We start from the raw sequence: 26,170 nt of genomic DNA, 5'->3' as shown, positions 1-26,170 counted from the left end.
GAGCGCTGTCGAGCCGATTGTCCTCGCGGCTCGCGTGTCGTCACCCAGCGGCCAGCACCGGACGCAGCGTCGACCCGTTGCGGCCCTTGAGCACCTCGAGCTGGGTGGTGATCCGGCTGCGCAGCTCGGGCACGTGGCTGACCAGGCCGACCACCCGGCCACCGTCGCGCAGCGAGTCGAGGGTGTCCATGACGTCCTCGAGCGTGTCGGTGTCGAGCGAGCCGAAGCCCTCGTCGATGAACAGGGTGTCGATGTCGGTGCCGCCGGCCTCGTGGGCGACCGTGTCGGCCAGGCCGAGTGCGAGCGCGAGCGAGACCACGAACGTCTCTCCGCCGGAGAGCGTCGCCGGGTCGCGGGAGACGCCGTTCCAGTCGTCGCGCACCCGCAGGCTGAGGCCACCGCGCTGCTCGCCGGCGCCGCGGTCGTCGGTGTGCTCGAGGGAGTAGCGCTGGCCGGTCATCCCCGCGAGCCGCTCGTTGGCGGCGGCGACCACCTGGCGGAGCCGTTCGGAGAGCACGTAGGCAGCGAGCCTGATCCGCAGCGGGTTGTCGGGTCCCTTGCCCTCGACCAGCTGGGAGAGCTGTGCCGCGAGGGCGTGCTGGTCGCGCAGCGGCGCCCAGGCCTCGAGCCGGCGGCCGAGCTGCTCCGCGAGGATCCGCAGTCGACGTGCCCGGGCGGTCGCGGCGTCGTGGGCGGACGCGGCGGCCTGGACGCCCTCGGCCGCCAGCCGTTGCCGCACGACCAGGACGGCGAGGTCAGGACGTGGCTGGGAGGCGGCTGCGCGCTTCGCGGGATCGGCAAGCGCCTGCTCCGCGGCGAGCCGGGTCGCCTCCGCCTCGGCCAGGACGGTCTCCACCTCGCGGGCCGACTCGTCCGACATCAGCGCTGCGGCGGCAGCCTCGGCGCCGGCGAAACCCGCTGCCCGGCTCGCCTCCTCCAGCGCCCGGTCGGCCTCGGACGCAGCGCGGCCGGCCTCGTCGTACGCCGCCCAGGCCGCGATCGCGACGGCGAGCGCATCGCAGCGCGCCGCTCGCCGGGCGACCAGGCTGTCGAGGTCGGGCGCTTCGTCGCCCAGAAGGGCGTCGAGCTCCGCCGAGAGCATGTCGACCAGCATGTGGGCCGCCTCGTGCCGCTGTCGGGCGGCCGCCTGGTCGACGAGGGCGCGGTCGCGCGCGGTGCGGGCGCGCTCGAGGCTCGCGTGCACGGCCTGCAGACGGGCGGCTCGCGCGTCGAGGTCGGCGATCAAGGAGCGTGCATCGCGCAGGCGGTCGCGCGCGGACGCGAGCTCGGCAGGCAGCTCCCCCCGCTCGGCCCCGGCGAGCCGGTCGTCGAGGGTCACCCGCTCGGCGGTGAGGGTCGCCACGCGCACCTCCTGGGCCTGCTGGACGAATCCGGCGTCCTCATGGGCCTTGCGGGCCGCCTCCTCCTCGGCCCTGCCGACCGCCGACCCCGTGGAGTGGGCGGGCTGCGGGTGGGAGGCGCTGCCGCACACCGGGCAGGCGCAGCCGGCGGCCAGGCTGCCGGCCAGCTCGGCCGCCATCCCTTCGATGCGCGCCTCCCGGACCGTCAAGTAGGTGTCGTACGCCGTCAGGGTCGCGTGCCTCGCTGCGCTCAGGTCTTCGATCGCGGTGTCGAGCTCCTCGACGACTGCGGCGTGACGCCGGCTCGCGAGGACGAGCGCTTCGAGAGCGGCCACTCGCTGCTCGAGCACCGGCCGCTGGGACGTCGCCTCCTTCGCGTCGTCGAGGTCGGCCTGGGCTGCGGACAACCGGGCCGGGTGGTCCGCGATCGCCGCGTCCAGCGCCGCCACGCTCTCGGCTACCGCGTCGAGTCGGTGCTCGAGCCCGGCGCGGCGGCTGCGGGTGGCGGCGAGCTCGTCGGCCCGGGGGCGGAAGGCCTCTGCGTGGGCTCGCGCCGAGACGGCCTCCTCGTGGAGCGAGGCCAGGGTCGTCCGGGACGGAGGCTCGGTCAGGAGCGGACCGACCGCGCGCTCGGTGTCCTGCCAGCGAGCAAGCGCGCGCTCGGCCGTGCGCCGGCAATCACGGGCGCGGGCGGCGAGCGGAGCGACGGGGGCCGAGCGTCGGTGACCCGAGAGCCGCTCGGCGAGACCCGCCAGCTCGTCGGCACGACGGGCGAGGTTGACGAGCTGGTGAGCCGCAGAGCCGGCCTGCTCCTGCAGGTCGTGGAGCCGTCTCGCTTCCTCGACGACCCGCTCGGCCTCGGCCAGCGCCTCGCGGGCGCCGTCGCGCGCCGCCCCGGCCGCGGTCAGCTCGGCATCCGCGGAGGAGGCGAGCTCTCTCGACCACGAGGCGACCTGGCCGGTCTTCGCAGGACCGGCCAGATCGACGGTCCATGCCTCCGGGAGCGGGACGCCGGCGGCCTCCTGGATCCGGTGGAGCACTTCGTGCACCTGTTGCGCAGCCGCCTCACTGGCACGCCGTGCCTCGCCGCGCCGGTCGACCAGCCAGCGCTCGACCTGCTCGAACCTGTCGGTGCGGAACAGCTTCTGCAGGACCGCGTGGCGCTCGCTGGAGGTCGCCCGCAGGAACGCCTGGAAGCGTCCCTGGGGCAGCATCGCGACCTGCGTGAACTGCCCGGCGGTCATCCCGAGGAGGTCGCCGACCAGCAACCCGGCCTCGTCGAGGCGGTTGGTGAGGCCCACCCACGCACCACCCTGGTGCTCCTCGACGAGGACGTGCGCCTGGACACGGGTCTCTCCGGCGCCACGCTGCTTGGGCCGGGTCCACGCGGGTGACCGGGTGAACCGGAAGCTGCGGTCGCCGATGCTCACCTCGAGCACGACGCACGGCGCCACCGCGCGCGCCGCGTGGTCGCTGCGGAGGTGGCGCGCGCCGGAGCGGTCGCCCGGGACCTGCCCGTAGAGGGCGAAGCAGACGGCGTCGAGCACGCTCGTCTTGCCGGCGCCCGTCGCCCCGGTCAGCAGGAACAGCCCGCCTGCGGAGAGCTCGTCGAAGTCGACCGACACAGTGCCGGCGAACGGGCCGAACGCGGTGATCTCGAGCCGGTGCAGCCTCACCGCGCCTTCACCGCCGTGTCGGCGTCCCGGTCGTCGACGCAGGCGTCACAGGCGTCGCGGAGCAGCGCGCTCTCGGCCGCGGTGGCTGCCGTGCCGCGCACGGCCGCAACGAAGTCGGCGGCGATCTCGTGGTCGCTGCGACCTTCGAGCGGCACACGCGCCGGCACCACGCCGCCACCCTCGGGTGCGAAGACGAGGGCGACCGTCTCCGGAAAGCGCTCCTGGAGGCGCGCCATCGCCTGCGTGGGGCGGACCGGGTCGGTGAGCGTTGCCTGGACCCAGGCCCGTTCGGCGGAGGAGTGCCGCGGATCGGTCAGCAGCGACTCGAGCGTGCCGGTCAGCCGGGCCAGGCGGCGTGGCACCGGCGCCTCGACGAACTGGGCGGTCACCGACCCGCGCGCGTGGAGGTCGACCAGCCAGCTGCCCTTGACGTGGTCGGCCTCGGAGAACGAGTAGGCGAGCGGCGACCCGGAGTAGCGGACCCTGTCCGTGATCGTCTGCCGGCCGTGGAGGTGGCCGAGCGCGACGTAGTCGAAGTCGTCGAAGGTGGCCGCGGACACGACCGAGACGCCACCGACGGAGATGTCCCGCTCGCTGTCGGATCCGTGCCCGCCGGCCACGAACGCGTGCGCCAGGACGAGCGAGCGCGTGCCCGTCGGGCGCGTGGCGAGATCGGCGCGGATGCGCGCCACCGCCTCGGCCATGGCGGCCTGGTGCGAGCGTGCCGGCAGCTGCCAGGTGTGCTTGAGCAGGTCTGGCTCGAGGTAGGGGATGCCGTAGACGGCGACCGGCCCGCCGTCGTCGTCGAGGACCACCGGAGTGGCGAGCGTGTCGGCGACCGTGCGGAGGTGGAAGCCGGCGGCGTCGATCAGCCGCGCGTTGAAGCCGAGCCGCCGCGGCGAGTCGTGGTTGCCGCTGGTCATGACCACACGCGCACGCGACGCTGCGAGCCGGGCGAAGGTGTCGTCGGCCAGCTGAACCGCGTCGACCGGCGGCAGCGCCCGGTCGTAGATGTCACCCGCGACGACCACGAGGTCGACCTGCTCGGACTCGACCGTGGCGATCAGGTGGTCGGCGTACGCCGCCTGGTGCGTGAGCATCCCCTGACCGTGGAAGTGCCGACCGAGATGCCAGTCGGACGTGTGGAGGATGCGCACGTCACCACGCTAGGAGAGCGCGCCGACAACACCCGGCTCACACGCCGAGCCGGTGGTCCCCCGCGTAGACGACGCAGCGATCGGGCCGGGTGAAGCCGACGAGGCCGAGGCCCGACTCCTGGGCGAGAGCGACGGCCAGGGACGACGGCGCGCCGACCGCGACGACCAGCCCGATGCCCGAGACCAGGGCCTTCTGGACGAGCTCGAACCCGATCCTGCCGCTCAGGACCAGGATCGGCGGCATGGACCCCGGGCGGTGACCGCCTGCGCTGCCGAGCAGGACCGCGCCGGCGACCTTGTCGACGGCGTTGTGCCGCCCGACGTCCTCGCGTACGACGACCCGGGTGCCGTCCCGATCGAAGAGGCCGGCTGCGTGCAGACCGCCGGTGCGGTCGAAGCCGGCCTGCTCCTCGCGCAGACGGTCCGGGAGGGCCCGGACCAGGTCGAGCGGCACCTCGAAGTCGGCCACCTCGCGGCGCACCCCGGCCAGGACGTCGCCGATGGACTCCTTGCCGCAGACCCCGCAGGCCGAGCTCACCTCGCGGGCCTCCGGGAGCCGGAGTGGCGGCGAGGACGACTCCACCGTGACGACGTTGAACTGCTCGAGCGGGTCGAGGTCGGTGTCCGTGCAGTACCGGACGACGGCGATCTGCGAGGCGTCGAGCACGCGCTCGTGGACCAGCCAGCCGGCGGCGAGCTCGAAGTCGTGCCCCGGCGTGCGCATGGTCACTGCGATCCGCCGTGCAGGCGCTCCGGGCCAGGCCAGCCGGATCTCGAGGGGCTCCTCGGTGGCGAGGCGGTCCTCGTGCTCCCGCCGGGTGTCGCCGACGTACTCGACGACCCGGGTGCGGACCGACGGTCCGGGTCGCCGGTCGCGGCCGGTCAGCCCGCTGGTCATCGGGAGTAGCTCCGACGACACTCGAGCCGGCAGCGCAGCTCGTCACCGGCGTCGACGAGCACTCGGCGCAGGCTCGGGTCCAGACCGGGGTCGGCGAGGACCGCCTCGGTGCGGGCCAGGGTCTCCGGTGTCGCTGCCGTGATCGGGTAGAACGCCTGCGCCGCGCTCGCGAGCGCCCAACCGGTGCGGACGGTCGCGGTCGCGGGCAGGTCCTCGAAGTAGCGACCGGCGTAGGTCGCCAGGAGGTCGTCGCGACCCGACTGCCACATCCCGTTGCCCGCGGCCTCGATCTCGTAGTTCGACGCGTCGGCCTCTCCGGTGAACCGCTGCCAGGCCCAGGCCTTCGCCTCCGCTTCGGGCAGGCGGGCGCGGCACCATGCGTGCGCGAGCTCGGTCTTCGCGTCGGTCTCGTCGGCCAGGGCCTTGTCGAGCTCGTCGAGGTCGGTGGCGCCGAGCGACGTGAGCCGCTTGAGGACGCGCCATCGCAGGCCCGAGTCGAGGGCGACCCCTGCGGGCAGGTCGCCGTCGAGCAGCCGCCGCAGCCCGTCAGGCGCGGCGGCGGTCGAGATCCCGGCGTGGAGCGCGGCAAGCTGCACGTCCGAGCCGGGTGCGGCCGAACGGGCGCGTGTCGTGAAGGCGTCGTGCAGACGCGCGCGGGACTCACCCGGGTCGGCGACCACCGCGAGCAGCTTCTCGTGAGCCACCCCGCGGGTGCCCTCGCCGTCGTCGCCCACCCAGACGCCGAGCGCAGAGACCGCGGTGTCCTGCTCCTCGTCGGGAATGCCGGCGGCGAGGATGTCGACGGCACGTGCCGGGTCCAGGCGGGCGTGGTGGACGCCGTTGCGCAAGGTGATCCAGATGGTCGCCCGCAACAGGGGATCCGTCGTCCTGGACATCAGCCCGGGGAGCGCCGCGGTGGTGAGGTCGTCCAGCGTCAGGTCGGCCCAGGCGGTGCACTCGGGATCGAGCACGACCGGCGACTGCACGTCGAGGTCGACCGGTAGGCGTGCCGCGTCGACTCGTACGCCGGACCGCTGCCAGGTGGTGCCGTCCCACGCCGCGGTGCCGAGGTCGTGCTCGCGCGCGGAATCGGATTGGCCGGCCGGGGGAGTGCGCACGAGGTCCACCGTGCCGTTGCGGTGCAGGTCGATCCGGTCGATGCCGGCGGTCCGTAGCCAGGCCGACGTCCAGGTGTCGAGGTCGCTGGCCCCGGCTCGCTCCCAGGAGCCGAACAGGTCACGCATGGTGGCGTTGCCGAAGCGGTGCCGGTCGAAGTGGTCACGGACGCCGTCGAGGAAGACGTCCTCACCGATCCTCATCGCCAGCTGGGTGAGCACGGAGTGGCCCTTGGCGTAGGAGATGCCGTCGAAGTCCTGGAGCGCGGCGTCGGCGTCCGCGGCGCCGGTGCCGGCCACCGGATGGGTCGACGGCCGGGCATCGGCGGTCAGCCCCCAGTTCTTGCGGGTGAGAGCCGCCCACACCAGCGCCTCGGAGAACTCCGTCACCTCGGCCGTGACCCGGTTGCCCATGTACTCGGCGAACGCCTCGTTGAGCCACAGGTCGTCCCACCACTTGGGGCTCACCAGGTTGCCGAACCACTGGTGCGCCATCTCGTGGGCGACCGTCGCCGCACGCTGCACCCGCAACGACCGCGGCACCCGGCTGGAGAACAGGAGGCCTTCACGGACCGTAACGCAGCCGGGGTTCTCCATCGCGAGGGCGTTGAAGTCGGGCACGAACGCCTGGTCGTACTTCCCGAACGCGTAGCGGATCCCGAACAGCCTGTGGAGCTCGTCGAAGCACTGACGCGTCACGGTGAACAGCTCGTCCGCGTCCTGGTCCAGAGCGCCGGCCATCGAGGACCGGCACAGCAGACCGAGCGGGATCCCGTCGTGCTCGTCGGTGATCCGGTGGTACGGGCCCGCGACGAGGCTCACGAAGTACGTCGACAGGGGGCGGCTCTGCTCGAACTCCCATCGTCCGGGCTCGACGCACGCACCGGCCGCGTTCGCGATCACCGTCCAGTCCTGTGGCGCCGTCACGTGGAGCGTGTAGAGGGCCTTGAGGTCCGGTTGGTCGAAGCAGGCGAACACCGACGGCGCGGCGCTCATGAAGCTCATCTGGTAGAGGTAGGCGCGTCCGTCCGCCGGGTCGACGGCCCGGTGCAGGCCCTCGCCGTCGTTGCGGAAGGCCATCACTGCCTCGACCTCGATCCGGTGCTCGCCGGCCGGGAGCTCCAATGGGTAGCGGCCGTCGGCCCAGGCGTCGAGGGCGAGATCGAGGCCGTCGAGCCGGATCCTGCCGAGCGAGCGCGCCTGCAGGTCGAGGAAGGTGCGGCCACCGCGGGACACCAGGTCGATCACCGTGGTGCTGTCGAAGGTCGTCTCACCACGCAGGTCGAGCGTGACGTCGTACGACGTGACGGTGAGGAACTCGAAGCGGGTGCGCGCTTCCTCGAGCTGCAGGCTTGGCACATCCACACGTTAGTCGCCGCGGCTACGTTGGGCACATGGTGGAACTACTCGGGTTCGCCACGCGTCCCACGGGCATGAGAGCGTTCGTCCTCGCAGCCCTGCTGGCCGTCGTCCTGGGCGGCTGCGGTGACCAGCGTGCCGACCCGAAGGCGCAGGCGCCGTCGACGCCGACGAGCAGTTGGTGTCGCAGCGAGCCCGACGCCGCGCCAGTGGCTGTCGCGGCCGATCTCGACGGGGACGGGAAGACCGAAGAGGTGACGTACGCGGCTGCCGGGAAGCAGTGTCCCGGCGCAGGCTCGCTGAGCGCCAGGGTCTCCGGTCACGACGTCGTGGCGGTGGTCGAGGAAGAGCTGCCGGTCACCGCCGGAGAGCTCGAGGCCCTTCGCATCGCAGGCCACCAGGGCGACGTCGTCCTGATGACGCCGCGTCATCCTCGAGGTGGCTTCGACGTGCACCTGTTCGGCTACGCGGACGGCAAGCTCGCCGAGCTGCGTGTCGACGGCAAGCCGGTCGTCCCGTTCGTCGCGACCGACACCATGACGACCCCGCTGGCCGCCACCTGCACCGCTGACGGGTTCGACATCACCGAGGGTCGCGCACATCAGCCGATCGGCATTGCTCCCGCGTGGGACGTGTACCGCACGAGCTACACGGTGCACGGTCTCACGGTGGCGAAGGGACCCACCACCGAGGTCGCCGACAACGTCCTGGACGAGCAGCTCCGGTCGAAGTACCGCGGCCTGGTCGACCACTCCCTGTTCGAGAACTGTCGCGCCGGCTCGAAGTAGCCGGTCGTGGCAGGCTGAGGACATGACCGCCGTACCTGCTGACCCTGCCGACAGGAGCGACTCGCTGCGCTCCGTCAAGCTCACCCGCATCGGTGAGCACCGCTTCAAGGCGACCAACGAGCGCGGGGGAGTGCTGCCCATCGGCGAGGGCGACGACCCCGACTTCACGCCGGTGGAGCTGCTGCTCGCCGCCATCGCGGGGTGCGCCGCGATCGACGTCGACTACATCACCGGCAAGCGCGCCGGGCCCGACTCCTTCGACGTGCACGTCGAGGGCGAGAAGGTCCGCGACGAGAACGGCAACCACCTGGCGAACCTCCGGGTGGTGTTCGACGTGGCCTTCCCCGACGGAGAGGCGGGCGACGCGGCCCGCAGCGTCCTGCAGAGCGCGATCGAGAGGTCACGCGACCGGATCTGCACGGTGAGCCGGACCGTGGCACTGCCCACGCCGGTCGAGATGGTCCGCCGCGAGGATGCCTAGCCGGTCTTCGTGCCGGTGATGGTGACCGGCACCTTCGGCGCGCCGTCGGTGGTCCCGGTGGCGGGGTCGACGCCGTTGGCCGCGATCTCGTTGACCACCTTGAGGCCGGCCGCGTCGAGGTGGCCGAGCACCGTGTAGTCCGGCGGGAACCTCGAGTTGCCGTAGACGAGGAAGAACTGCGATCCGTTGGTGTCGGGCCCCGCGTTCGCCATCGCGACGGTGCCGACGTTGTAGGTGCAGTACGCCTGGCCCGCCTCGGTGCTGCACGGCTGCAGCCGCGGGTCGTCGGGCACCAGCTCGTCGGCGAACGCGTAACCGGGTCCGCCGCGGCCCGTGCCCGTGGGGTCACCGCACTGGAGGACGAAGGCGCCCTGCGTGGTGAGGCGGTGGCACCTCGTGCCGTCGAAGTACCCCTGGTCGGCCAAGGACACCAGCGAGTTGACCGCGCACGGCGCCTGCTCGGGCTCGAGCGTCACCCGGATCTGTCCGGCACTCGTGTCGAACCTCAGCGTGCCCGGAAGGTCGGCGGGCGGGTTGCTCGGTGGCAGCTTGACCTTCCTGGCGGCCGCTGCGCCGGAGTCGTGGTAGCTGCACTGCCCGTTCGGCGTACCGGTCGTGCCGCCGGAGCCACCCGAGCCGCAGGCTGCGGCGAGGAGGAGGAACGGGAGAAGCGGGAGGAGCGGCCAGACGCGGGAGCTCACATCTCGTAGTGCTCGTCGGGGTCGCCGTCGAAGAGGCGACCGTCCGGACGACCGAGCCCGGTGATCGCGGCCATCTCGTCGTCGGACAGCTCGAAGTCGAAGATGTCGCCGTTGGTGAGCTGGTGCTCGCTGACGCTCGACTTCGGGATGGGGACGGCGCCGAGCTGGAAGTGCCACCGCAGCACGACCTGTGCGGGCGAGACCCCGTGTGCCGCCGCTGCACTGCGCACCGGCTCCTCCTCGAAGAGCGCCTTCGCCTTGGCCAGCGGGCTCCAGGCGACCGTGCGGATCCCGAGCGAGTCATGGACCGCGCGGAGCTCCTCCTGCGGGAAGTAGGGGTGCATCTCGATCTGGTTGACCGCGGGCACCACACCGCTGGTGTCCATGATCCGGTCGAGGTGCTCGGCGGTGAAGTTGGAGACGCCGATCGTGGTGACCTGCCCGTCTCGCTGGAGGTCGACCAGTGCGCGCCACGCCTCGGTGTACTCGCCGCGCTTGGGGTTGGGCCAGTGGATCAGGTGCAGGTCGATGTGGTCGAGCCCGAGCCGGCCCAGCGACTCCCGGGTGGAGGCGATCGCGTCGTCGTACGCGTGGTGGCGCCCGGGCAGCTTGCTGGTCACCCGGAACTCCGCACGAGGTACGCCGGAGCGCCGGACCGCCTCGCCGACGGTCATCTCGTTGCCGTAGTTCACCGCCGTGTCCAGGAGGCGGTAGCCCGCCCCGACTGCGCTCAGGATCGCCTCGAGGCCGTCCGCACCCTGCAGGCCGACCGTGCCGAAGCCCACGGTCGGCAGCTCGGTGCCGTCGTTGAGGTCGTAGACAGGGATCTCCATGGGGGCGACCTTATCGAGAAATGCGCGCGTCGAGTGGGCAGACACCGGAACCTCCCCGGGTGCGGTTTGCGCGGGTTGCCTCTCAGGTGGATTCGGGGACGGTCCCGGTGAGGTCGCGGACCGAGCGAGCGAGGCTCCGCGCGCGGGCCTCGGCGGAAGGGGCCACCAGCAGGGCGTGGATGACGCGGTAGCGCGCGGACCGGTTCAGGGCCTCGAACCTGGTCGCGGCGCGGGGCTCGGCGACGAGTGCGGCGGCGAGGTCGTCGGGCACGGACGCCTCCCGCTGCGACTCGTACGCCGCGTTCCAGCGGCCGTCGGCCTGCGCCGCGCGCACCTCGGCGAGCCCGGCGGGGCGCATCCGTCCGGCAGCGGAGAGGGCGGCGACCTTGCGCACGTTGACGAGGGACCAGCGGCTGCGGGCGCGCCGGGGGACGTACTTCTGCAGGTAGTACTCATCGTCGAGGGACTTGCGCTGGCCCGAGATCCAGCCGAAGCACAGGCCGACGTCGACGGCCTGGTCACTGCTCAGCGACGCGATACCGGTGCCGGCCTTCGCGAGCTTGAGCCACACACCGGCCTGGTGGTCGACGTGGTGCTCGAGCCAGTCCTCGAACGACTCGGGGTCGGCGAAGGCGACGACCTCGGCCTCAGGCCTGGTCACGGTGGTAGACCTTGTTGGCGATCCGCCAGCCGCCGTCGTCCCGCACGAGGACGAACATGTCGGTGAAGGTGCTCGCGCCGTGGTGCAGCCTCATCGTGGCGGCCGCGATCGTGCCGGTGACCTGTGCGGACTCGACGACGCGAGAGCGAGCGGCCTCGTCCTCGGCCGGTCCGTCGAAGAACGCGCAGTAGGTCTCCAGGTCCCAGGAGGCGAAGCCGTCGTCGCGGATGCCCTCGATGTGGGCCGTCGGGCGGAACGCGCGCCGGAAGTGCTCCGGCGAGCCGGTCGCGTGGCCCAGTGCGTAGGCGTGCAGTGGCGCCAGCACCTCGTCGGGAGCCTCGACGTCGTCGGCGACGCTCAGCCGTGCGTCCGGGAAGCGGGGGGAAGCCGGGGTCATGGCGCCAGCATCCAGCGACGACGCGGAGCGCCACAACGCATTTCCTCGACACGCCGAATGCTCATGCAACCAAAGGTTGCGTCTGACGCGGACGTGGGCTAGCGTATGCGCAACCAAACGTTGCAGGAGGATGAGATGGACTTCGGAAAGCTCGAGCGGCAGATCCACGTGGACGCATCGCCGGAGGTGGTCTTCGACGTGGTCAGCAGTCCCGAGCACCTCAAGGAGTGGTGGCCCGACGATGCCGCGGTGGAGGCGACCGCCGGCGCGACCGGGCGGCTCGTCTTCCAGCGTCCGGCGCCGGAGGAGGCGATGGTGGTCCCGATCACCGTCGTCGACGCCGTGCCGCCGAGGCTGTTCTCCTTCCGCTGGGTCTACGAGGACGGGCAGGTGCCGGGGCCGTCGAACTCGCTGCTGGTGACCTTCGAGCTCGAGCCCTCGGGGGAGGGCACCCGGGTGCGGATGACCGAGTCGGGCTTCCGCGAGCGGGGCTGGGAGGTGGCCGTCCTCGAGGAGGCCTACCAGGAGCACGTCGAGGGCTGGGACCACTTCATCCCGCGTCTCGGCGCGTACGTCGCCCGGCTGGTGGCACCGTGACGTCCGCCGTCGACGACGCGCTGTGGTCGGCGATCGGCGACCCGATGCGGCGCCGGATGGTCGACCTGCTGCTCGCGGACGGGTTCGGCACGGCGACGACGCTGAGCGAGCGGCTGCCTGTCACCCGACAGGCGGTCTCGAAGCATCTCGGCGTGCTCGACCGGGTCGGGCTGGTCCATGCCACCCCGGCTGGTCGGGAAAGGCGGTACCAGGTGGACGAACAGGAGCTTGCCCGCGCGGCAGCCCAGCTCGCGGAGGTGGGCTCGGCCTGGGACGGCCGGCTGCAGCGGATCAAGAGGATCGCCGAGGCGATCCAGCGGGGACAGGACAGCTCATCGGAGCACGAACAGGAAAGAGGACAGTAGAGATGGTGGACATTCTGCATCGCGTCGGGGTCAGGACGGGCTCGCCCGAGAAGGTGTACGAGGCGCTCACGACGATCGACGGGCTCGCCGGCTGGTGGACCGACGACACGAAGGGGCGCGCCGAGCCCGGTGGCGTCATCGAGTTCCGGTTCCCTCCGGGTGGCTTCGACATGGAGGTCACCGAGCAGGTGCCGTCCGAGCGCGTCTCGTGGACGGTCGTCGGCGGACCCGACGAGTGGATCGGTACGACGATCGACTGGGACCTGCGCCACGAGGATGACATGACGATCGTCATGTTCAAGCACGCCGGCTGGAAGGAGCCGGTCGAGTTCATGCACCACTGCAGCACCAAGTGGGCGACGTACCTGATGAGCATGAAGCAGCTCGTCGAGACCGGGGAGGGCGCACCGTCGCCGCGGGACCTTCGGGTGGCCGAGTTCGACTGAGCCGCGGATCTCCCGGGGAGTGCCCGTCCACGGATATTGACATAATGTCCATTATCGGCGATCTTGCAGGGGTGCAGCAGATCTGGGCCCTTGCAAGGACCTCGACGTCGCCGCCATCGGTGCGACGATGGCGCCATGAGCCAGGTTTCGGCGTTCTACAGCGGCCCCGGGGACCTCGTGGAGGCCATCGGTTCCGCCTTGGACGCGGCCGGTCTGGACCGTAGAGCTCTGCGACCGGCCGAGCTTGCTCCGGTCGACGAGTTCCACATCCGCGGCCGTGCCGCAACCCTGGAGATCGTCGAGGCACTCGGGCTCACTGAGGACTCTCGTGTGCTGGACCTGGGAAGCGGACTGGGTGGGCCGGCACGGACGCTCGCCGAGGTGACCGGATGCACCGTCACCGGGGTCGACCTCACGGCGGAGTTCTGCGAGGTGGCGACGGCACTCTCGGAGTGGACGGGTCTCTCAGACCGCACCCGATTCCGGGTCGGCGACGCAACGGCGACCGGGCTTCCCGACGCAGCCGTGGACGCGGTGCTGACGGTGCACGTGGCCATGAACATCCCCGACAAGCGCGCTCTCTACGCCGAGGCCTTTCGGGTGCTGCGACCCGGCGGCAGGTTCGTGGTCTACGACGTCCTGCAGGGTGAAGGCGGCGACGTCCACTATCCGGTGCCCTGGGCCAACGACTCCTCGACCAGCTTTCTGGCAACCCCCGACGAGATGCGCGAACTGCTCCCAGGGGCAGGCTTCGACGTCATCTCCGAAGTCGACTCGTCGGACGAGAGCCTGATCTGGTTCCAGCAGATGCACGCCCGGATCCAGCGCGATGGGCCCCCGCCGGTCACCTTCGCGGCCTTCCTCGGCGACGCGTTCGGGCAGATGGCGGCCAACCAGGTGGCCAACCTCTCCGAGCGGCGCATTCGCACCGTCATGTTCACGTGCGCGCGACCGTCCTGATCACGCGCCGACGTACTCCGCGAGGTGCTGGCCGGTCAGCGTCTTCTTCCTGGCCGACACCAGCGCGGCCGGCGTCCCCTCGAACACGATCCGCCCGCCGTCGTGGCCGGCGCCGGGGCCCAGGTCGATGATCCAGTCGGCGTGCGCCATCACGGCCTGGTGGTGCTCGATCACGATCACCGACCTGCCGGCGTCGACGAGCCGGTCGAGCAGTGCCAGCAGGTTCGCGACGTCTGCCAGGTGCAGGCCGGTCGTGGGCTCGTCGAGGACGTAGACGTCGCCCTTGTCGGCCATCTGGGTGGCCAGCTTGAGCCGCTGGCGCTCGCCGCCGGACAGCGTGGTCAGCGGCTGTCCCAGACTGACATAACCGAGCCCCACGTCGAGGAGCCGCTCCAGCACCTTGTGCGCGGCCGGGGTCTTCGCCTCGCCGGCGCCGAAGAACTCGACGGCCTCGGTCACCGACATCGCGAGCACCTCGGCGATGTTGCGGCCGCCGAAGGTGTACTCGAGGACCTGCGCCTGGAACCGCCGTCCCTCGCACTCCTCGCAGGGCGACTCGACGGTGGCCATCACGCCCAGCTCGGTGAAGATCACGCCGGCGCCGTTGCAGGTCGAGCAGGCGCCCTCGGAGTTGGCGCTGAACAGCGCCGGCTTGACGCCGTTGGCCTTGGCGAACGCCTTGCGGATCGGCTCGAGCAGGCCGGTGTACGTCGCCGGGTTGCTTCGTCGCGAGCCCTTGATGGCGCCCTGGTCGACGACCACGACGCCCTCGCGACCGGCCACCGAGCCGTGGATCAGTGAGCTCTTCCCGGACCCGGCGACACCGGTGACCACGCAGAGCACGCCGAGCGGGATGTCGACGTCCACGTCCTGGAGGTTGTGGGTCGAGGCACCCCGGACCTCGAGGACGCCAGGAGACGTGCGGACGACCTCCTTGAGGGCGGCGCGGTCGTCGAGGTGACGACCGGTGGTCGTGTCGCTCGTCCGGAGACCCTCGACGTCGCCCTCGAAGCACACGGATCCCCCGGCCGTGCCGGCCCCTGGACCCAGGTCGACCACGTGGTCGGCGATCGCGATGGTCTCGGGCTTGTGCTCGACCACGAGGACGGTGTTGCCCTTGTCGCGCAGCTGGAGCAGCAGCCGGTTCATCCGCTCGATGTCGTGCGGGTGCAGGCCGATCGTCGGCTCGTCGAAGACGTAGGTGACGTCTGTGAGCGCCGAGCCGAGGTGGCGGATCATCTTGGTGCGCTGCGCCTCTCCCCCGGACAGCGTCCCGGAGGGCCGGTCCAGCGACAGGTAGCCCAGCCCGATCTCCACGAACGAGCTGAGCAAGTGCTCCAGCCCCGCCAGCAACGGCGCGACGGACGGCTCCTCGAGGTCATGGACCCAGGCGGCGAGGTCGCTGATCTGCAGGGCGCAGAGCTCCGCGATGTTCTTCCCGGCGATCTTCGAGGAGCGTGCTGCTGCCGTGAGCCGGGTGCCGTCGCACTCCGGACAGGTGTCGAAGGTGATCGCTCGCTCCACGAAGCGGCGGACATGGGGCTGCATCGCCTCCACGTCCTTGGAGAGCATCGACTTCTGGATCTTCGGGATGACTCCCTCGAAGGTCAGGTTGACGCCCTCGACCTTGATCTTGGTCGGCTCGGCGTAGAGCATCGTGTCGAGCTGCTTCTTGGTGAACGTCGCGATCGGCTTGTCCATCGGCAGCCCGACACCCTCGAAGAGCCGTCCGTACCAGCCGTCCATCGAGTAGCCCGGCACCATCAGGGCGCCGTCCGCGAGAGACCTGGTCTCGTCGTAGAGGGCGCTCAGGTCGAAGTCGCTGACCGCACCCATGCCCTCGCAGCGCGGGCACATGCCGCCGAGGTAGACCGCGTCGCGCACGACCTTCTTCTCGATCCGCCCGGCCCGCTCCGTGCTCATCACGCCACCGGCCCGGCGGGTCGGGACGTTGAACGAGAAGGCAGTCGGCGGTCCGACGTACGGCGTGCCGAGCCTGCTGAACAGGATCCGGAGAAGTGCGTTGGCATCGGTGGCGGTGCCGACCGTGGAGCGCGGGTTGGCGCCCATCCGCTCCTGGTCGACGATGATCGCGGTGGTGATGCCCTCGAGCACGTCGACCTCGGGGCGCGCGAGTGACGGCATGAAGCCCTGCAGGAACGTCGAGTACGTCTCGTTGATCAGCCGCTGCGACTCCGCGGCGATCGTCGCGAAGACCAGGGAGCTCTTGCCCGAGCCGGAGACGCCGGTGAACACGGTCAGCCGGCGCTTCGGGATCTCCAGGGTGATGTCCTTGAGATTGTTCTCCCGGGCTCCCTGGACCCGGATCAGGTCGTGGAGGTCGGCTGGGTGGGACGCGGTGCGGGGCATGGGCATCTTCCTGTCGTCAGACCAGCCAGGTGCCGTCGCGCATGAGCGTCCGGCCGGTGATCTCGTTCGCCTCGCGCCAGGCCTGCATGCGCAACGGTCGCAGCACGAAGAACACGTAGTCGGCGCTCTCCCGCGGGTCCCAGTCGGCCTGGGCGGCGTAGGCCTCTCCGAGCGCGAGATCCGCGGCCACGTCGACCGAACGCTCGACCGTCGCGTCGATCATCACCAGGTCACGCGTCCGCCCCACTCCGAGCCGGGCGCGCCCCGACCCACCGAGGTTCCGCGCCGTGACCGACGACCTCGGGATCGCGATCACCACGCGGTCGTCCACCCATGCGAGCGAGACCGGCACCAGGTACGGCGCCCCGTCGGCCGAGGCAGTCGCCACCCACACGTCGATGGCCGGCCGGGCCAGCATGGCCAGCGAGTGGGCCTTGCGGTCCCCGAGAGTCCGAGGCCCCGCGGCGCCGCTCAGGGCCGCTCCTGGATCCGGACCTGGTTGCCCGCGGGATCGCGGAAGGCGCAGTCGCGGGCGCCGTACGGCTGCTGGGTGGGCTCCTGGACGACCTCCGCGTCACTGGCCTGGATCCGCTCGAAGGTGCCTTCGAGGTCCTTGGTCGCCAGCAGGATCCAGCCGTAGGTGCCCTTCGCCATCATCTCCTCGATGGTGCGCCGCTCGTCCTCGGTGACACCCGGGTCGGCCCCCGGCGGCGCGAGCAGGATGGAGATCTCCGGCTGGTCTGCGGGTCCCACCGTGATCCAGCGCATCTTGCCCTGGCCGAAGTCGGTGCGGACCTCGAAGCCGAGGACGTCGCGGTAGAAGGCGACCGAGGCGTCCGGATCGTCGTGCGGCAGGACAGTGGTGTGGATGCTCAGGCTCATAACGCTCACGCTAGTTGCCGCGCCTCGGCGGGCGCTTCTCCATTCCTGACCGATCTTGCCCTGACCGGTCGGGTCACCTGCTTCGCCACGCACGGCGGCATCCCCTCCGTGGAGTGCACGCCCTCGCGCCGGTAGACGCTCGGCGGGACGCCGACCAGCTCGGTGAAGCGGGTGCTGAACGTGCCGAGCGAGGAGCACCCCACCTCGAAGCACACGTCGGTGACGCTGAGGTCGCCGCGCCGCAGCAGCGCCATCGCGCGCTCGATGCGACGCGTCATCAGGTAGGAGTACGGCGACTCGCCGTACGCGAGCCGGAACTGCCGGCTGAGGTGCCCCGCCGACAGGTGCACGCCGCGTGCGAGGGCCTCCACGTCGAGCGGCTGGGCGTACTCGCGGTCGATCCGGTCGCGCACCCGCCTCAGCAGCGCGAGCGTCCGCAGGCGGTCGGCGTTCGCGACCTCATCCGGTGTGGGGCGATCGGCGGGCACGTGCCCATCCTCCCCAGCTGGTTCCGGCTCGTCCATCGAGTAGGTGGCAGCTCGCGCCAAAACGGGCATAACGCACCACAAACCCCATCGTTTCGCTACCGTGAGCACACCAGGATCTCGGCGTCACGTCGACTACCAGGGTGGGTGGGGGATGACCTTCTTGGACTGCATGCTTCCGCGAGACCATCGCGCGGCTGCGCGCACGGTCTCGACACTGTGCGCGGTGGCTGCGCTCGTCAGCGTCGCCTTCGCGCCGTTCCAGCCTGCGGACCGCAAGGCCGGTCCGACCGCGCTGCTGATCGGGTCCGGGGTGATCGCGCTGGTCATCCTGCTCGCCGTGTTCGCGCGTTACTTCCACGAGGCGAACGTCCTCGCCTGGACGGTGAGTCCGCTGCTCGCCATCGCCGCCATCGCCGTCGTGGACATGCTGACCCACGACTCGTCGGTCTCGGCACAGATCTTCTTCGTCTTCCCGACCCTGTACGCCGCCTCGCAGCTGCGCGTCGTGGGCTCGGTGGTGGTGACGACCGCGTCGCTGATCGGCGAGCTCTTCGTGGTCGGCGCCCAGCTCCCCGCACGCGAGGCCGCCGTCGACGCCGGCTACGTCGCTGCCGCGCTCGTGACCACGGCTGTGCTCCTGACCGTCGCGACCGAGCGCCAGGCGCAGCTGATTGCCCGGCTCGAGGAGATGGCCGCGATCGACCCGCTCACCGGACTCGTCACCAGGCGCGTCCTGGACGAGGCTGCCAGCTCCGCGCTCTCCGGGGCCAACAGCGACGAGGGCACGACGCTGATCCTGCTCGACGTGGACAACTTCAAGACGATCAACGACCAGTACGGCCATCCCGCCGGTGACGCGGTGCTGGTGGAGCTGGCGGACCTGATCGTCCGACGGGCCCGCGGCTCCGACGTCGTCTGCCGGCTCGGCGGGGACGAGATCGCCGTGCTGCTCCCGGCGTGCTCGCGCGAGATCGGCTGGCGTCGCGCCGAGGAGATGGTCACCGACGTCCGCAAGCACGCGTTCACCGTCGACGGCCTCGGCCGCACGCTGTCGGTGTCGATCAGCCTGGGACTCGCGCACGCACCCAGCGACGCCTACGACCTGCGCACCCTCTACGGCGCAGCAGACGCAGCGCTCTACGAGGCGAAGCGGTCGGGCCGCGGACGCTTGGTCCTGGCTGCGGGCGCCGCCTGACCCCTCACCCGAGCGGCTTCAGCGGGTCGTGCCCGATCGACATCAACCGGTGCCGCCAGTGATCGTCACCGGCCTTGGGCTCCGGCTCCTCGCCGCGCTCGTCGCGGACGACCGTGACGACCTTCTTCATCGCGCCCACGTCGTCGTCGGTCAGGTCCACCTGCCGCTTCCCGAGGATCGCGACCACTCTCTGGCCCAGCGAGCGGCCCGCCTGGTCGGGCAGCTCCTCGGTGTCCTCTCCCGCGGATTGCACGCGCAGCCAGTCGGAGAGCTCGCGGGACGTCATGTTGACGACGCGGTGGAACTCCTGCCAGAGCTCCTCGGAGACCTTCGTCTCAGCCATGGATCGGGTCCTCCTCGACGTTGTGGTGGTGGTCAGGGACCGGGCCGCTCGTCCGGGGTCGACGTCTGGGTCGACTCACGGCCGGTCTCCTCGGGGCGGGCGGTCCTCTCGTCGGACTCCTGGAGGATCTCCTCCGCCTGGCGCCGTGGGTCGTCGCTGCCGGCTGCCTTCTCCTCGGGCAGCAGGTCCGCTCGGCCGGCGATGCGGTCGTCGTCCTCCGGTGTGTCCGTCATGGGCCCGGCGTACCCGCTCGCGCGGAACGTACGCGGCCGATGTCGATCCACGGGCGGCTCGATCGTTCCCTTGTCATGACGACCGAGCCCGGAGAAGGATCGACGGAGATGAACCGACAGCGCACCCTCCTGGACGGACGGGGGCTCCTCGAGTCGCCGCGCTGGCACGGCAACAGGCTCCATGTCTCGGACTGGTCGGCCGGCGAGGTCCTGGCCGTGGATCTCGAAGGACGCCACGAGGTGGTCGCGCGGGTCGACTCCCTGCCGCTGTGCACCGCCTGGCTCCCGGACGGGCGGATGCTGGTCGTCTCCTCGGCCGACGGCCTGCTGCTCCGCCGTGAGCACGACGGCACGCTGACGACGTACGCCGATCTCGGCCGGCCCGGATGGAACGACATCGTCGTGGACGGGCGTGGCAACGCCTACGTGAACGGCGCCGGGTTCGACCCGATGGCCGGCGAGGAGTTCAGCCCGGGAGCGGTCTTCCTGGTGACCCCCGAGCGCGCCGTGGTGGAGGTCGCCGACGACGTCGCGTTCCCCAACGGCATGGCCGTGACGGCCGACAACGCCACGCTCCTGGTTGCCGACTCCTACCGGCACTGTCTGGTCGGGTTCGACATCGCGGCCGACGGCACCCTGGCCGGACGACGCACCTGGGCCGACCTGGGCGACGGCACGCCGGACGGGATCTGCGTCGACGCCGACGGCGCCGCCTGGTACGCCGACGTGCCGCACCAACGCTGCGTCCGCGTGGGGCCCGGCGGTGCGGTCCTGGACACCGTCGAGCTGGATCGCGGTGGCTTCGCCTGCGCGTTGGGCGGGCCCGAGGGTCGCACGCTCTTCATCGCGGCAGCGGTGTGGGAGGGCATGCAGAGCGATGACCTCGTCAGGCCGGGCAGCGGGCAGCTGCTGGCCGTCGAGGTCGACGTGCCGGGTGCCGGCTGGCCGTGAGGCTCAGTGCCGGGCGTGCGGCTCGGTCGCGGAGCTCCTGGGGTCGATCAGGATCTTGGCGTGCAGCTCCGGATCGGCGAGCGCGTCGAACGCCCCGGCGACCCCGTCGAGCCCGACGGTGCCGGTGATCATCGGTTCCGCGTCCACCTTGCCGTCGGCGAGGAGGTGCAGCGCGTCGCGGAACTCCAGCGGCGTGTAACCGAGCACGAAGCGGAGGTCGACCTCCTTGTTGATCGCCATCGCCGGCCGGAAGCGGTCCGCCTCCATGCAGACTCCGACGACCACCACGCGGGAGTAGATCGGCGCGCTGCTGATGATCTCCTCGATGACCCCGGGCACGCCGACGCACTCGAACACCACCGGATGCTTCGGCGTTGCCGCGCCGAGCTTGTCGGCCACGCGCCACACCTGGTGCCAGGGCACCAGCGGCAACCGGCGCAGCTTCTCGACCGTGCTCACGCCGAGCTCGAAGACCTCGGGACCGGTGGTCAGGTGACCGTGTCCGGTGGCGGCGGAGTACGGCGACTCGGTGGCCGGGTCGACCACGAGATCCGCGCCCAGGGTCGACGCGAGCGCGCGCCGTCCCGGGGAGAAGTCGCTCGCCACCACGGTCTTCACGCCGGACGCCTTCAGCATGGCGATGACGGCAAGCCCGACCGGTCCGCAGCCGATCACGATCGCCACCTGCCCCTTGCCGACCTCGCCTCGCCGGACTGCGTGCAGGCCGACAGCCAGCGGCTCGGTCAGGGCCGCGACCTCGGGATCGAGCCCGTTCGGGACGGGCAGGCTGAGGGCGTCCTCGACAAGCACCTGCTCGGCGTACGCTCCGGGCGCGTGCGCGGAGAGGCCGGTCGGGTGCACGCCCCCGCTGCCGCGGAGCAGCGGGAAGGACACGACCGGCGTCCCCTCAGCGATCCGGCTGCCCCTCCCCTGCGCCGTCACCACGCCGGAGAACTCGTGTCCGAGCACGATCCGCTCGTCGGAGCGCATCAACGCGTCGTAGCCGACCTCGGCCGCCACGTCGGCGACCGCGTCCGCGTGCCGGCGCGCGTGCAGGTCGGAGCCGCAGATGCCGCAGCGGACCACGTCGAGCACCAGCTGGCCGGCGGCCGGTGCGGGCACGGGGACCTCGGAGACGTCGAGCGCGGCGTTGCGGCACACCACCGCCTTCATGCGCTCACGCCCTCGGCGATCCCCTTGATCCGCTCGAGGGTCTGCCGCATGCCGCGCTCGTTCGTACGGCCCCGCAGCGGGCCCAGGATCGCCCAGTAGAGCTTGAGGAAGCCCTTCGGAGGCAGCTCGAACGACTCGGTGACCTCGGTACCGCCCTCGACCTCGCGGAGCTGGTAGCGCCAGTGGTTCAGGTCGGCGTCGTTCATTACCACGACGAACCCGAAGTCGCGCTCGGGCACGCACTCCGTGACGCGGCAGAGCGTCCAGTACACCGGGCCGATGCCGTTGCGCTTCACGTGTCCCTTGAAGTGCGCGCCGACCTCCGGCCCCGACGATCCACGCGTCCAGCGCGCCTCGAAGGTCTCGGGGCTGAACTCGCCGATGCGGGTCACGTCCGAGACCAGGTCCCAGACGACGCGCGGGCTGGCTGCGATCGTGACGGTGACGGATCCACGCATGCCCGGGAACCTAGCAGTGCACGCGCGTGCCGATCAGCGGGGACGCCAGCGCTTCCACAGGGCGACGACCTCGGCGCGCGGCTTGCCGTGCCACTCGAGCCAGACACGTGCCGTCATCTCGGACTCGCTCGCCGCGGTCACCTCGGCGAACAGGGACACCTCCTCCTGCAGCGGGGCCGGGCGCAGGTAGCGGACCTCGAGCCCCGCAGTCACGTACGGCAGGGCTGCGCCGGGTAGCGGGGGCCAGCCGCGGCTGAACGCCTCGTGGGTCACGGCCGCCGCGCTGTGGCAGTCCAGGACGGTGGCGATGATGCCGCCGTTGAGGTAGCCCAGTCCGTTGTCGTGCTCGGGCCAGGGCATGAAGCGCGCGGTCACCAGGCCGTCGTCGGCCGGGTAGCTGCGCAGCCGAAGGCCGTTCTCGTTGGCAGGTCCGCAGCCGAAGCACGGCAGGTCCGGGAAGTAGCGCTCCTGCAGGCTCTGTGTTCCGGGGCTCACGTCAGGCGCAGGACCGTCTCGATGATCTCCACGAGATCACGCATGCTGCCGCCCTTGACGACGTACCGGTCCGCTCCCGCGGCAAGGGCCTCCTGCTCGAGCGTGCCCTGGTTGAACCCGGACAGCACGATCACCCGCACGTCGGGCACGGCCTGCCGGATCAGGGGTAGCGCCTGCAGCCCGTCCATCCGCGGCATCGCCATGTCGAGCAGCACGAGGTGTGGCCGCAGCTCACGAGCCTGGTCGACGGCGTCCATCCCGTCCACGGCCTCGCCGACCACGTCGAGCTCGGAGTGCTGGGCGAGCTTCATCCGCAGGAGCATCCGGATGTCCTCCGCGTCGTCCACGATCAGCACCCGGTGGAGCTGATCGTCGACGTCGTCGCCGGGGCGCCGGGGCGAGGTCTCGTCCTTCGCCGTGGCGTGCTCGAGGTTGGCAGCAGAGCTCCGCACGAGGTCGCCGGGGTGCAGCTCGTCACCACTGGGCTCCAGGAGGTCGTCCATCATGTTCCGCGCAGCCGACAGCGTGCGCGCGATGTAGGAGCCGGCGCGGCCGGTGTCGCCCTGCTCCAGCGAGTACACCGCCGAGGTGAGCCCCTGGACGACGTTGTCGTTGATCTCCAGTGCCTGGCGGCGACGCTGGTGCGACTCGCCGAGCCGGGTGGCCATCGCCTCGCGCTCGAGCCGGGGCGTCGCGTCCTGGAGGAACACGGCGGTCCGGCCCTGGTGGCTGGACTCGGTGAGCTCGGCCGTGGTGACGTCCAGCACGAGCGGCTGTCCGTCGAAGGTCTTCGCGTCGACTCCCTGGCCGCCTGTCCAGGTCTCCGGCGGCAGGATCTCGTCGAGGGCGTGTCCGGCGGGGTCGGCGCCCAGCAGGGCTGCCGCCCGGCCGTTCGCCTGGAGGATCGTCGAGCGCGAGTCCAGCACCAGGATGGCGTCGGGCGAGGACTCGACGAGTCCGCGGAACCGCTCGGCGGCCCGCTCCGTCTCGTGCTCGGCCAGCACCCGCTCGGTGATGTCGATGCACGTGCCACGCATCCGCACCGGGACCCCGTCGGCGTCCATCAGGACCTCGCCGTTCGAGGAGAGGTACCGGACCTCGCCGTCGGGGCGGACGATCCTCTCGATCATCTGGTAGGGCTCGCCGGTGGCGTATGCCTGCTGGTGGATCGCCTGGATCCGCTCCCGGTCGTCGGGGTGGATGTTGCCCAGGAACCTCTCGTACGTCGCGTTGAAGCTCTGCGGCTCGTACCCGTAGATCCGGTAGAGCTGGTCGGACCACCGGTTGGTGTCGGTCGCGATGTGCCAGTCGTAGTCACCCATGCCGGCGAGGTGCTGGGCGCTGTCGACGCGCTGCGCCAGGTCGGTCAGGCGCTCCTCGGCGTCGAGCCGCGCGAGCGCCCCGTCGACGATCCCGACCGCGGCCTCCAGCACGCGACGGTCGTCGGTCGGCTCACCGGTCCACGCGAGGTACAGCGTGCCGGAGTGCCCGGGAAGCACCTGGGCGAGCGTCGTGCCGACGCCGACCGCGTCCCAGGCCTTCGGCACGTCGACCGTGGCCAGGCCGTTGCGCCCGTCGGGCAGCACGAGCCCGTCGATCGGGAGGCCCTGGCCGGCGAGCCCCGTCACGACGGGGCCGTCGGCCGACTGCGTCGCGACCAGCGCCGTCGTGGCCGCGGCTACCTCCAGGAGCGTGGGAAGCGCGGCCTCGATCAAGGCGCCCGGCCGGGTCGCGCTCGCGCCCAGCTGGGTCAGGACAACCAGGTGGCCTGGTTCTCGCACTGCCGCCATCCGCTGCCGCTCTCCCTTCTGCCCGGGCCACACGGTCGGCACGCCGACACGCCTGACCCACAGAACCTCCCCGCTCTCCTGCATCGTAGGCCCCACAGGGCCCGAGGGAGCCGGATTCGGCAGACCGTTCTCAGCGGTCCGTGCGGGCGCTGTCGGCGCCCCTCAGGAGCCGCTGTCGCGCCCCCAGCGGGCCAGCCAGTCGGAGGAGACGCGAGCCAGTGCCATCTGCCACAGCGGCCCGAAGCTGATCCGTCCGACCCCGGCGCGCCGGTACGTCGCCAGGTCGTCGACGTCGGGCCGGGCGATGGCGTTCACCGGCAGCGGGAGGGCTGCGGTCAGCCGAGCGAGGGTCGGCTCGTCGTGGAAGGCGACGGGGTAGAGGGAGTCCGCGCCGGCGTCGGCGCAGAGCCGCATCCGCTCGATGGCCAGGTCCACGCGCTCGTCGTCGGCGCCGAGCCTGTGCTTGAAGGCGTCGGTGCGCGCATTGATCACGACGTGCACCCCCTCGGCGTCGGCTGCCTGCCTGAGCCGGCCGACCAGCTCCGCATGCTCTGCCGCGGTCCGCAGCCGGCCACCTTCGCCGTGCACGGTGTCCTCGATGTTGAGGCCGACGGCTCCGCACGCGAGCAGGCCGCCGATCAGGGCGTCCGGCGCGAGCCCGTAGCCCGACTCGACGTCGACCGAGACGGGTACGTCGACCGCTCCGGTGATCTGGGCGACCCGGTCGGTGAGCTCGGTGAAGGCCATCTTCTCCCCGTCCTCCCGCCCGATGGATTCGGCGGCGGGATGGCTGCCGACGGTCAGCCCCTGGAAGCCGGCTGCGACCGCGACCCTGGCCGACCAGGCATCCCACACGGTCGGGAGCACGCCGGGATCTCCAGGGCGGTGCAGGGCGAGCAGCGCCTGCGCCCTGCCGGCGAGCGCGTCGGTCGTGCTCATGGCTGGAGGAGGACCTTGATCGCCGTGCGCTCGTCCATCGCCTTGTAGCCGGCGGAGACCTCCGACAGCGGGAGCACCGTGTCGAAGACGAGGCCCGGGTTCACTGCTCCGCTGGTGACCACGTCGAGGAGCTCGGGCAGGTAGCGGCGTACGGGTGCGACTCCCCCGGCAAGGCCCACGTTCTTGGAGAACATCCGGCTGACCGGCAGCTCCACGCCGTGCGGCACGCCCACGAAACCGACCATCGAGCCGGGCCGGGCGACCGCGAAAGCCTGCTGGATCGCGTCGTTGGTGCCGACGCACTCGAGCACGGCGTCTGCCCCCACTCCGCCGGTCAGGTCCTTGATCGCAGCGGCACCCTCCCTGCCGCGCTCCGCCACCACGTGGGTGGCACCGAACTCGCGGGCGATCGCCTGGCGTGGCTCATGGCGCGACATCGCGATCACCCGTTCGGCGCCCATCTGGGATGCGGCCAGCACGCCGCAGAGGCCCACCGCGCCGTCCCCGACCACCACGACGGTGTCGCCCTTCTTGACGCCGGCCGACACCGCGCAGTGCCACCCGGTCGGAAAGACGTCCGAGAGGGTGAGGAGCGAGGCGATCATCTCCGGGTCGGGCATCGACTCGGTCTTGACGAGGCTGCCCTCGGCCTGGGTCACCAGGCCGTACTCCCCCTGGCCCCCGGTGGTGAAGCCGCCGTTGCGGCACGCTGAATGAGCCCCGTTCTGGCAGTGCGGACAGGTGTTGTCGCAGGTGCAGAAGGGCACGATCACGAAGTCCCCGGGAGCGAACGACGTCACGTCGGAGCCGACCTCCTCGACCACGCCGACCATCTCGTGCCCGATCGTGTCGCCGGGGGTGATCGCGTTGGCTCCTCGATAGGGCCACAGGTCCGAGCCGCAGATGCAGCCTGCGGTGATCTTGATGACGGCGTCGGTCGAGGCCCTGACCTCGGGCTGCGGCCGGTCCTCGAGGCGGATGTCTCCGGGTCCATGGATCGTCGTCACGCGCATCCCCCGATCCTGCCAGCGGCGCGGTTGTTGGCCGCATCTCATATC

At 71.4% G+C, this 26,170-nt stretch carries 28 protein-coding genes; 8 read left to right on the top strand and 20 right to left on the bottom strand.

Going from position 1 to position 26,170, the window contains the following annotated elements:
- Window positions 1–40 precede the first annotated feature (40 nt).
- From ACVW00_RS10140 to pepN, 4 genes are read right to left on the bottom strand one after another with little or no spacing between them, the layout of a single operon-like run.
- Window positions 41–3,037, bottom strand: a complete 2,997-nt coding sequence (locus tag ACVW00_RS10140; protein WP_457110780.1) for an AAA family ATPase — start codon at window positions 3,035–3,037, stop codon at window positions 41–43.
- Window positions 3,034–4,194, bottom strand: coding sequence for an exonuclease SbcCD subunit D (locus tag ACVW00_RS10135; RefSeq protein ID WP_457110779.1), 1,161 nt, complete (start codon window positions 4,192–4,194; stop codon window positions 3,034–3,036). The genes ACVW00_RS10140 and ACVW00_RS10135 overlap by 4 nt, the downstream gene beginning before the upstream one ends.
- A gap of 37 nt (window positions 4,195–4,231) precedes the next feature.
- Window positions 4,232–5,092, bottom strand: coding sequence for a formate dehydrogenase accessory sulfurtransferase FdhD (locus ACVW00_RS10130; protein ID WP_457110778.1), 861 nt, complete (start codon window positions 5,090–5,092; stop codon window positions 4,232–4,234).
- On the bottom strand, window positions 5,089–7,566 hold the full coding sequence (pepN, locus tag ACVW00_RS10125) for an aminopeptidase N (protein ID WP_457110777.1): 2,478 nt from the start codon (window positions 7,564–7,566) through the stop codon (window positions 5,089–5,091). The genes ACVW00_RS10130 and pepN overlap by 4 nt, the downstream gene beginning before the upstream one ends.
- A gap of 35 nt (window positions 7,567–7,601) precedes the next feature.
- Here pepN and ACVW00_RS10120 point away from each other — a divergent pair, with 35 nt between their 5' ends.
- Both ACVW00_RS10120 and ACVW00_RS10115 read left to right on the top strand, forming a co-directional pair.
- On the top strand, window positions 7,602–8,354 hold the full coding sequence (locus ACVW00_RS10120) for a hypothetical protein (protein ID WP_457110776.1): 753 nt from the start codon (window positions 7,602–7,604) through the stop codon (window positions 8,352–8,354).
- A 22-nt stretch (window positions 8,355–8,376) separates the two neighbouring features.
- Window positions 8,377–8,835: an OsmC family protein gene (locus ACVW00_RS10115; RefSeq protein ID WP_457110775.1), complete on the top strand. Its 459-nt coding sequence runs from the start codon at window positions 8,377–8,379 to the stop codon at window positions 8,833–8,835.
- Here ACVW00_RS10115 and ACVW00_RS10110 read toward each other — a convergent pair.
- The 4 genes from ACVW00_RS10110 to ACVW00_RS10095 form a co-directional block, all read right to left on the bottom strand.
- Window positions 8,832–9,536 carry a peptidylprolyl isomerase gene (locus ACVW00_RS10110; RefSeq protein WP_457110774.1) on the bottom strand — a complete coding sequence of 235 codons (705 nt, stop codon included), beginning with the start codon at window positions 9,534–9,536 and terminating at the stop codon, window positions 8,832–8,834. The genes ACVW00_RS10115 and ACVW00_RS10110 overlap by 4 nt on opposite strands.
- Window positions 9,533–10,369, bottom strand: coding sequence for an aldo/keto reductase (locus ACVW00_RS10105; RefSeq protein WP_457110773.1), 837 nt, complete (start codon window positions 10,367–10,369; stop codon window positions 9,533–9,535). Before ACVW00_RS10105 ends, ACVW00_RS10110 begins: the two co-directional genes overlap by 4 nt.
- Before the next feature lie 82 nt (window positions 10,370–10,451).
- Window positions 10,452–11,030 carry a YdeI/OmpD-associated family protein gene (locus ACVW00_RS10100; protein WP_457110772.1) on the bottom strand — a complete coding sequence of 193 codons (579 nt, stop codon included), beginning with the start codon at window positions 11,028–11,030 and terminating at the stop codon, window positions 10,452–10,454.
- Window positions 11,017–11,427, bottom strand: coding sequence for a nuclear transport factor 2 family protein (locus ACVW00_RS10095; protein ID WP_457110771.1), 411 nt, complete (start codon window positions 11,425–11,427; stop codon window positions 11,017–11,019). The genes ACVW00_RS10100 and ACVW00_RS10095 overlap by 14 nt, the downstream gene beginning before the upstream one ends.
- A 135-nt stretch (window positions 11,428–11,562) precedes the next feature.
- On the opposite strand from ACVW00_RS10095, the gene ACVW00_RS10090 reads away from it, so the two are divergent.
- From ACVW00_RS10090 to ACVW00_RS10075, 4 genes are all read left to right on the top strand, one after another.
- A complete protein-coding gene (locus tag ACVW00_RS10090) occupies window positions 11,563–12,024 on the top strand; it encodes an SRPBCC domain-containing protein (protein ID WP_457110770.1) in 462 nt (153 codons plus the stop codon).
- Entirely contained in the window at window positions 12,021–12,389 is a 369-nt protein-coding gene (locus ACVW00_RS10085) for an ArsR/SmtB family transcription factor (RefSeq protein WP_457110769.1), read from the top strand. The genes ACVW00_RS10090 and ACVW00_RS10085 overlap by 4 nt, the downstream gene beginning before the upstream one ends.
- A gap of 2 nt (window positions 12,390–12,391) precedes the next feature.
- On the top strand, window positions 12,392–12,835 hold the full coding sequence (locus ACVW00_RS10080; protein ID WP_457110768.1) for an SRPBCC family protein: 444 nt from the start codon (window positions 12,392–12,394) through the stop codon (window positions 12,833–12,835).
- 135 nt (window positions 12,836–12,970) lie between these two features.
- A complete protein-coding gene (locus ACVW00_RS10075) occupies window positions 12,971–13,795 on the top strand; it encodes a class I SAM-dependent methyltransferase (RefSeq protein WP_457110767.1) in 825 nt (274 codons plus the stop codon).
- Here ACVW00_RS10075 and ACVW00_RS10070 read toward each other — a convergent pair whose 3' ends face one another.
- Genes ACVW00_RS10070 through ACVW00_RS10055 form a run of 4 tightly spaced genes read right to left on the bottom strand, consistent with a single transcriptional unit; the run spans window position 13,796 to window position 17,535 of the window.
- Window positions 13,796–16,165, bottom strand: coding sequence for an ATP-binding cassette domain-containing protein (locus ACVW00_RS10070; protein ID WP_457110766.1), 2,370 nt, complete (start codon window positions 16,163–16,165; stop codon window positions 13,796–13,798). It lies immediately after the preceding gene.
- A 16-nt stretch (window positions 16,166–16,181) separates the two neighbouring features.
- The gene (locus tag ACVW00_RS10065; protein ID WP_457110765.1) at window positions 16,182–16,583 is read right to left on the bottom strand and encodes a pyridoxamine 5'-phosphate oxidase family protein; all 402 of its coding nucleotides are present in this window, start codon (window positions 16,581–16,583) and stop codon (window positions 16,182–16,184) included.
- Between the two features lie 53 nt (window positions 16,584–16,636).
- Window positions 16,637–17,047: a VOC family protein gene (locus ACVW00_RS10060; RefSeq protein WP_457110764.1), complete on the bottom strand. Its 411-nt coding sequence runs from the start codon at window positions 17,045–17,047 to the stop codon at window positions 16,637–16,639.
- A 5-nt stretch (window positions 17,048–17,052) separates the two neighbouring features.
- Window positions 17,053–17,535, bottom strand: coding sequence for a helix-turn-helix transcriptional regulator (locus ACVW00_RS10055; protein WP_457110763.1), 483 nt, complete (start codon window positions 17,533–17,535; stop codon window positions 17,053–17,055).
- Between the two features lie 223 nt (window positions 17,536–17,758).
- Here ACVW00_RS10055 and ACVW00_RS10050 point away from each other — a divergent pair, with 223 nt between their 5' ends.
- Entirely contained in the window at window positions 17,759–18,730 is a 972-nt protein-coding gene (locus ACVW00_RS10050; RefSeq protein WP_457110762.1) for a GGDEF domain-containing protein, read from the top strand.
- A 4-nt stretch (window positions 18,731–18,734) separates the two neighbouring features.
- On the opposite strand, the gene ACVW00_RS10045 is transcribed toward ACVW00_RS10050, so the two are convergent.
- Window positions 18,735–19,073, bottom strand: coding sequence for a DUF3140 domain-containing protein (locus tag ACVW00_RS10045; RefSeq protein WP_457110761.1), 339 nt, complete (start codon window positions 19,071–19,073; stop codon window positions 18,735–18,737).
- Window positions 19,074–19,105: 32 nt separating this feature from the next.
- A complete protein-coding gene (locus tag ACVW00_RS10040; protein ID WP_457110760.1) occupies window positions 19,106–19,306 on the bottom strand; it encodes a hypothetical protein in 201 nt (66 codons plus the stop codon).
- Window positions 19,307–19,414: 108 nt separating this feature from the next.
- Between ACVW00_RS10040 and ACVW00_RS10035 the strand changes: the two genes are divergently transcribed.
- A complete protein-coding gene (locus ACVW00_RS10035) occupies window positions 19,415–20,257 on the top strand; it encodes an SMP-30/gluconolactonase/LRE family protein (RefSeq protein WP_457110759.1) in 843 nt (280 codons plus the stop codon).
- Between the two features lie 3 nt (window positions 20,258–20,260).
- Here the strand turns inward: ACVW00_RS10035 and ACVW00_RS10030 are convergent, their stop codons facing one another.
- The 6 genes from ACVW00_RS10030 to ACVW00_RS10005 form a co-directional block, all read right to left on the bottom strand.
- Window positions 20,261–21,430, bottom strand: a complete 1,170-nt coding sequence (locus tag ACVW00_RS10030) for a zinc-binding dehydrogenase (RefSeq protein ID WP_457110758.1) — start codon at window positions 21,428–21,430, stop codon at window positions 20,261–20,263.
- Entirely contained in the window at window positions 21,427–21,888 is a 462-nt protein-coding gene (locus ACVW00_RS10025) for an SRPBCC family protein (RefSeq protein ID WP_457110757.1), read from the bottom strand. The genes ACVW00_RS10030 and ACVW00_RS10025 overlap by 4 nt, the downstream gene beginning before the upstream one ends.
- A gap of 33 nt (window positions 21,889–21,921) precedes the next feature.
- Entirely contained in the window at window positions 21,922–22,383 is a 462-nt protein-coding gene (locus tag ACVW00_RS10020; RefSeq protein WP_457110756.1) for a PaaI family thioesterase, read from the bottom strand.
- A complete protein-coding gene (locus tag ACVW00_RS10015; protein WP_457110755.1) occupies window positions 22,380–24,215 on the bottom strand; it encodes a response regulator in 1,836 nt (611 codons plus the stop codon). The genes ACVW00_RS10020 and ACVW00_RS10015 overlap by 4 nt, the downstream gene beginning before the upstream one ends.
- A 120-nt stretch (window positions 24,216–24,335) precedes the next feature.
- The gene (locus tag ACVW00_RS10010; RefSeq protein WP_457110754.1) at window positions 24,336–25,112 is read right to left on the bottom strand and encodes an isocitrate lyase/PEP mutase family protein; all 777 of its coding nucleotides are present in this window, start codon (window positions 25,110–25,112) and stop codon (window positions 24,336–24,338) included.
- Window positions 25,109–26,125 carry a zinc-dependent alcohol dehydrogenase family protein gene (locus tag ACVW00_RS10005; RefSeq protein WP_457110753.1) on the bottom strand — a complete coding sequence of 339 codons (1,017 nt, stop codon included), beginning with the start codon at window positions 26,123–26,125 and terminating at the stop codon, window positions 25,109–25,111. Before ACVW00_RS10005 ends, ACVW00_RS10010 begins: the two co-directional genes overlap by 4 nt.
- Window positions 26,126–26,170: the final 45 nt, after the last annotated feature.

This window comes from Marmoricola sp. URHA0025 HA25 (assembly GCF_054059435.1).
The sequence above is the reverse complement of the archived record's forward strand: the minus strand, read 5'-3'. Positions and strand labels throughout refer to the sequence as shown.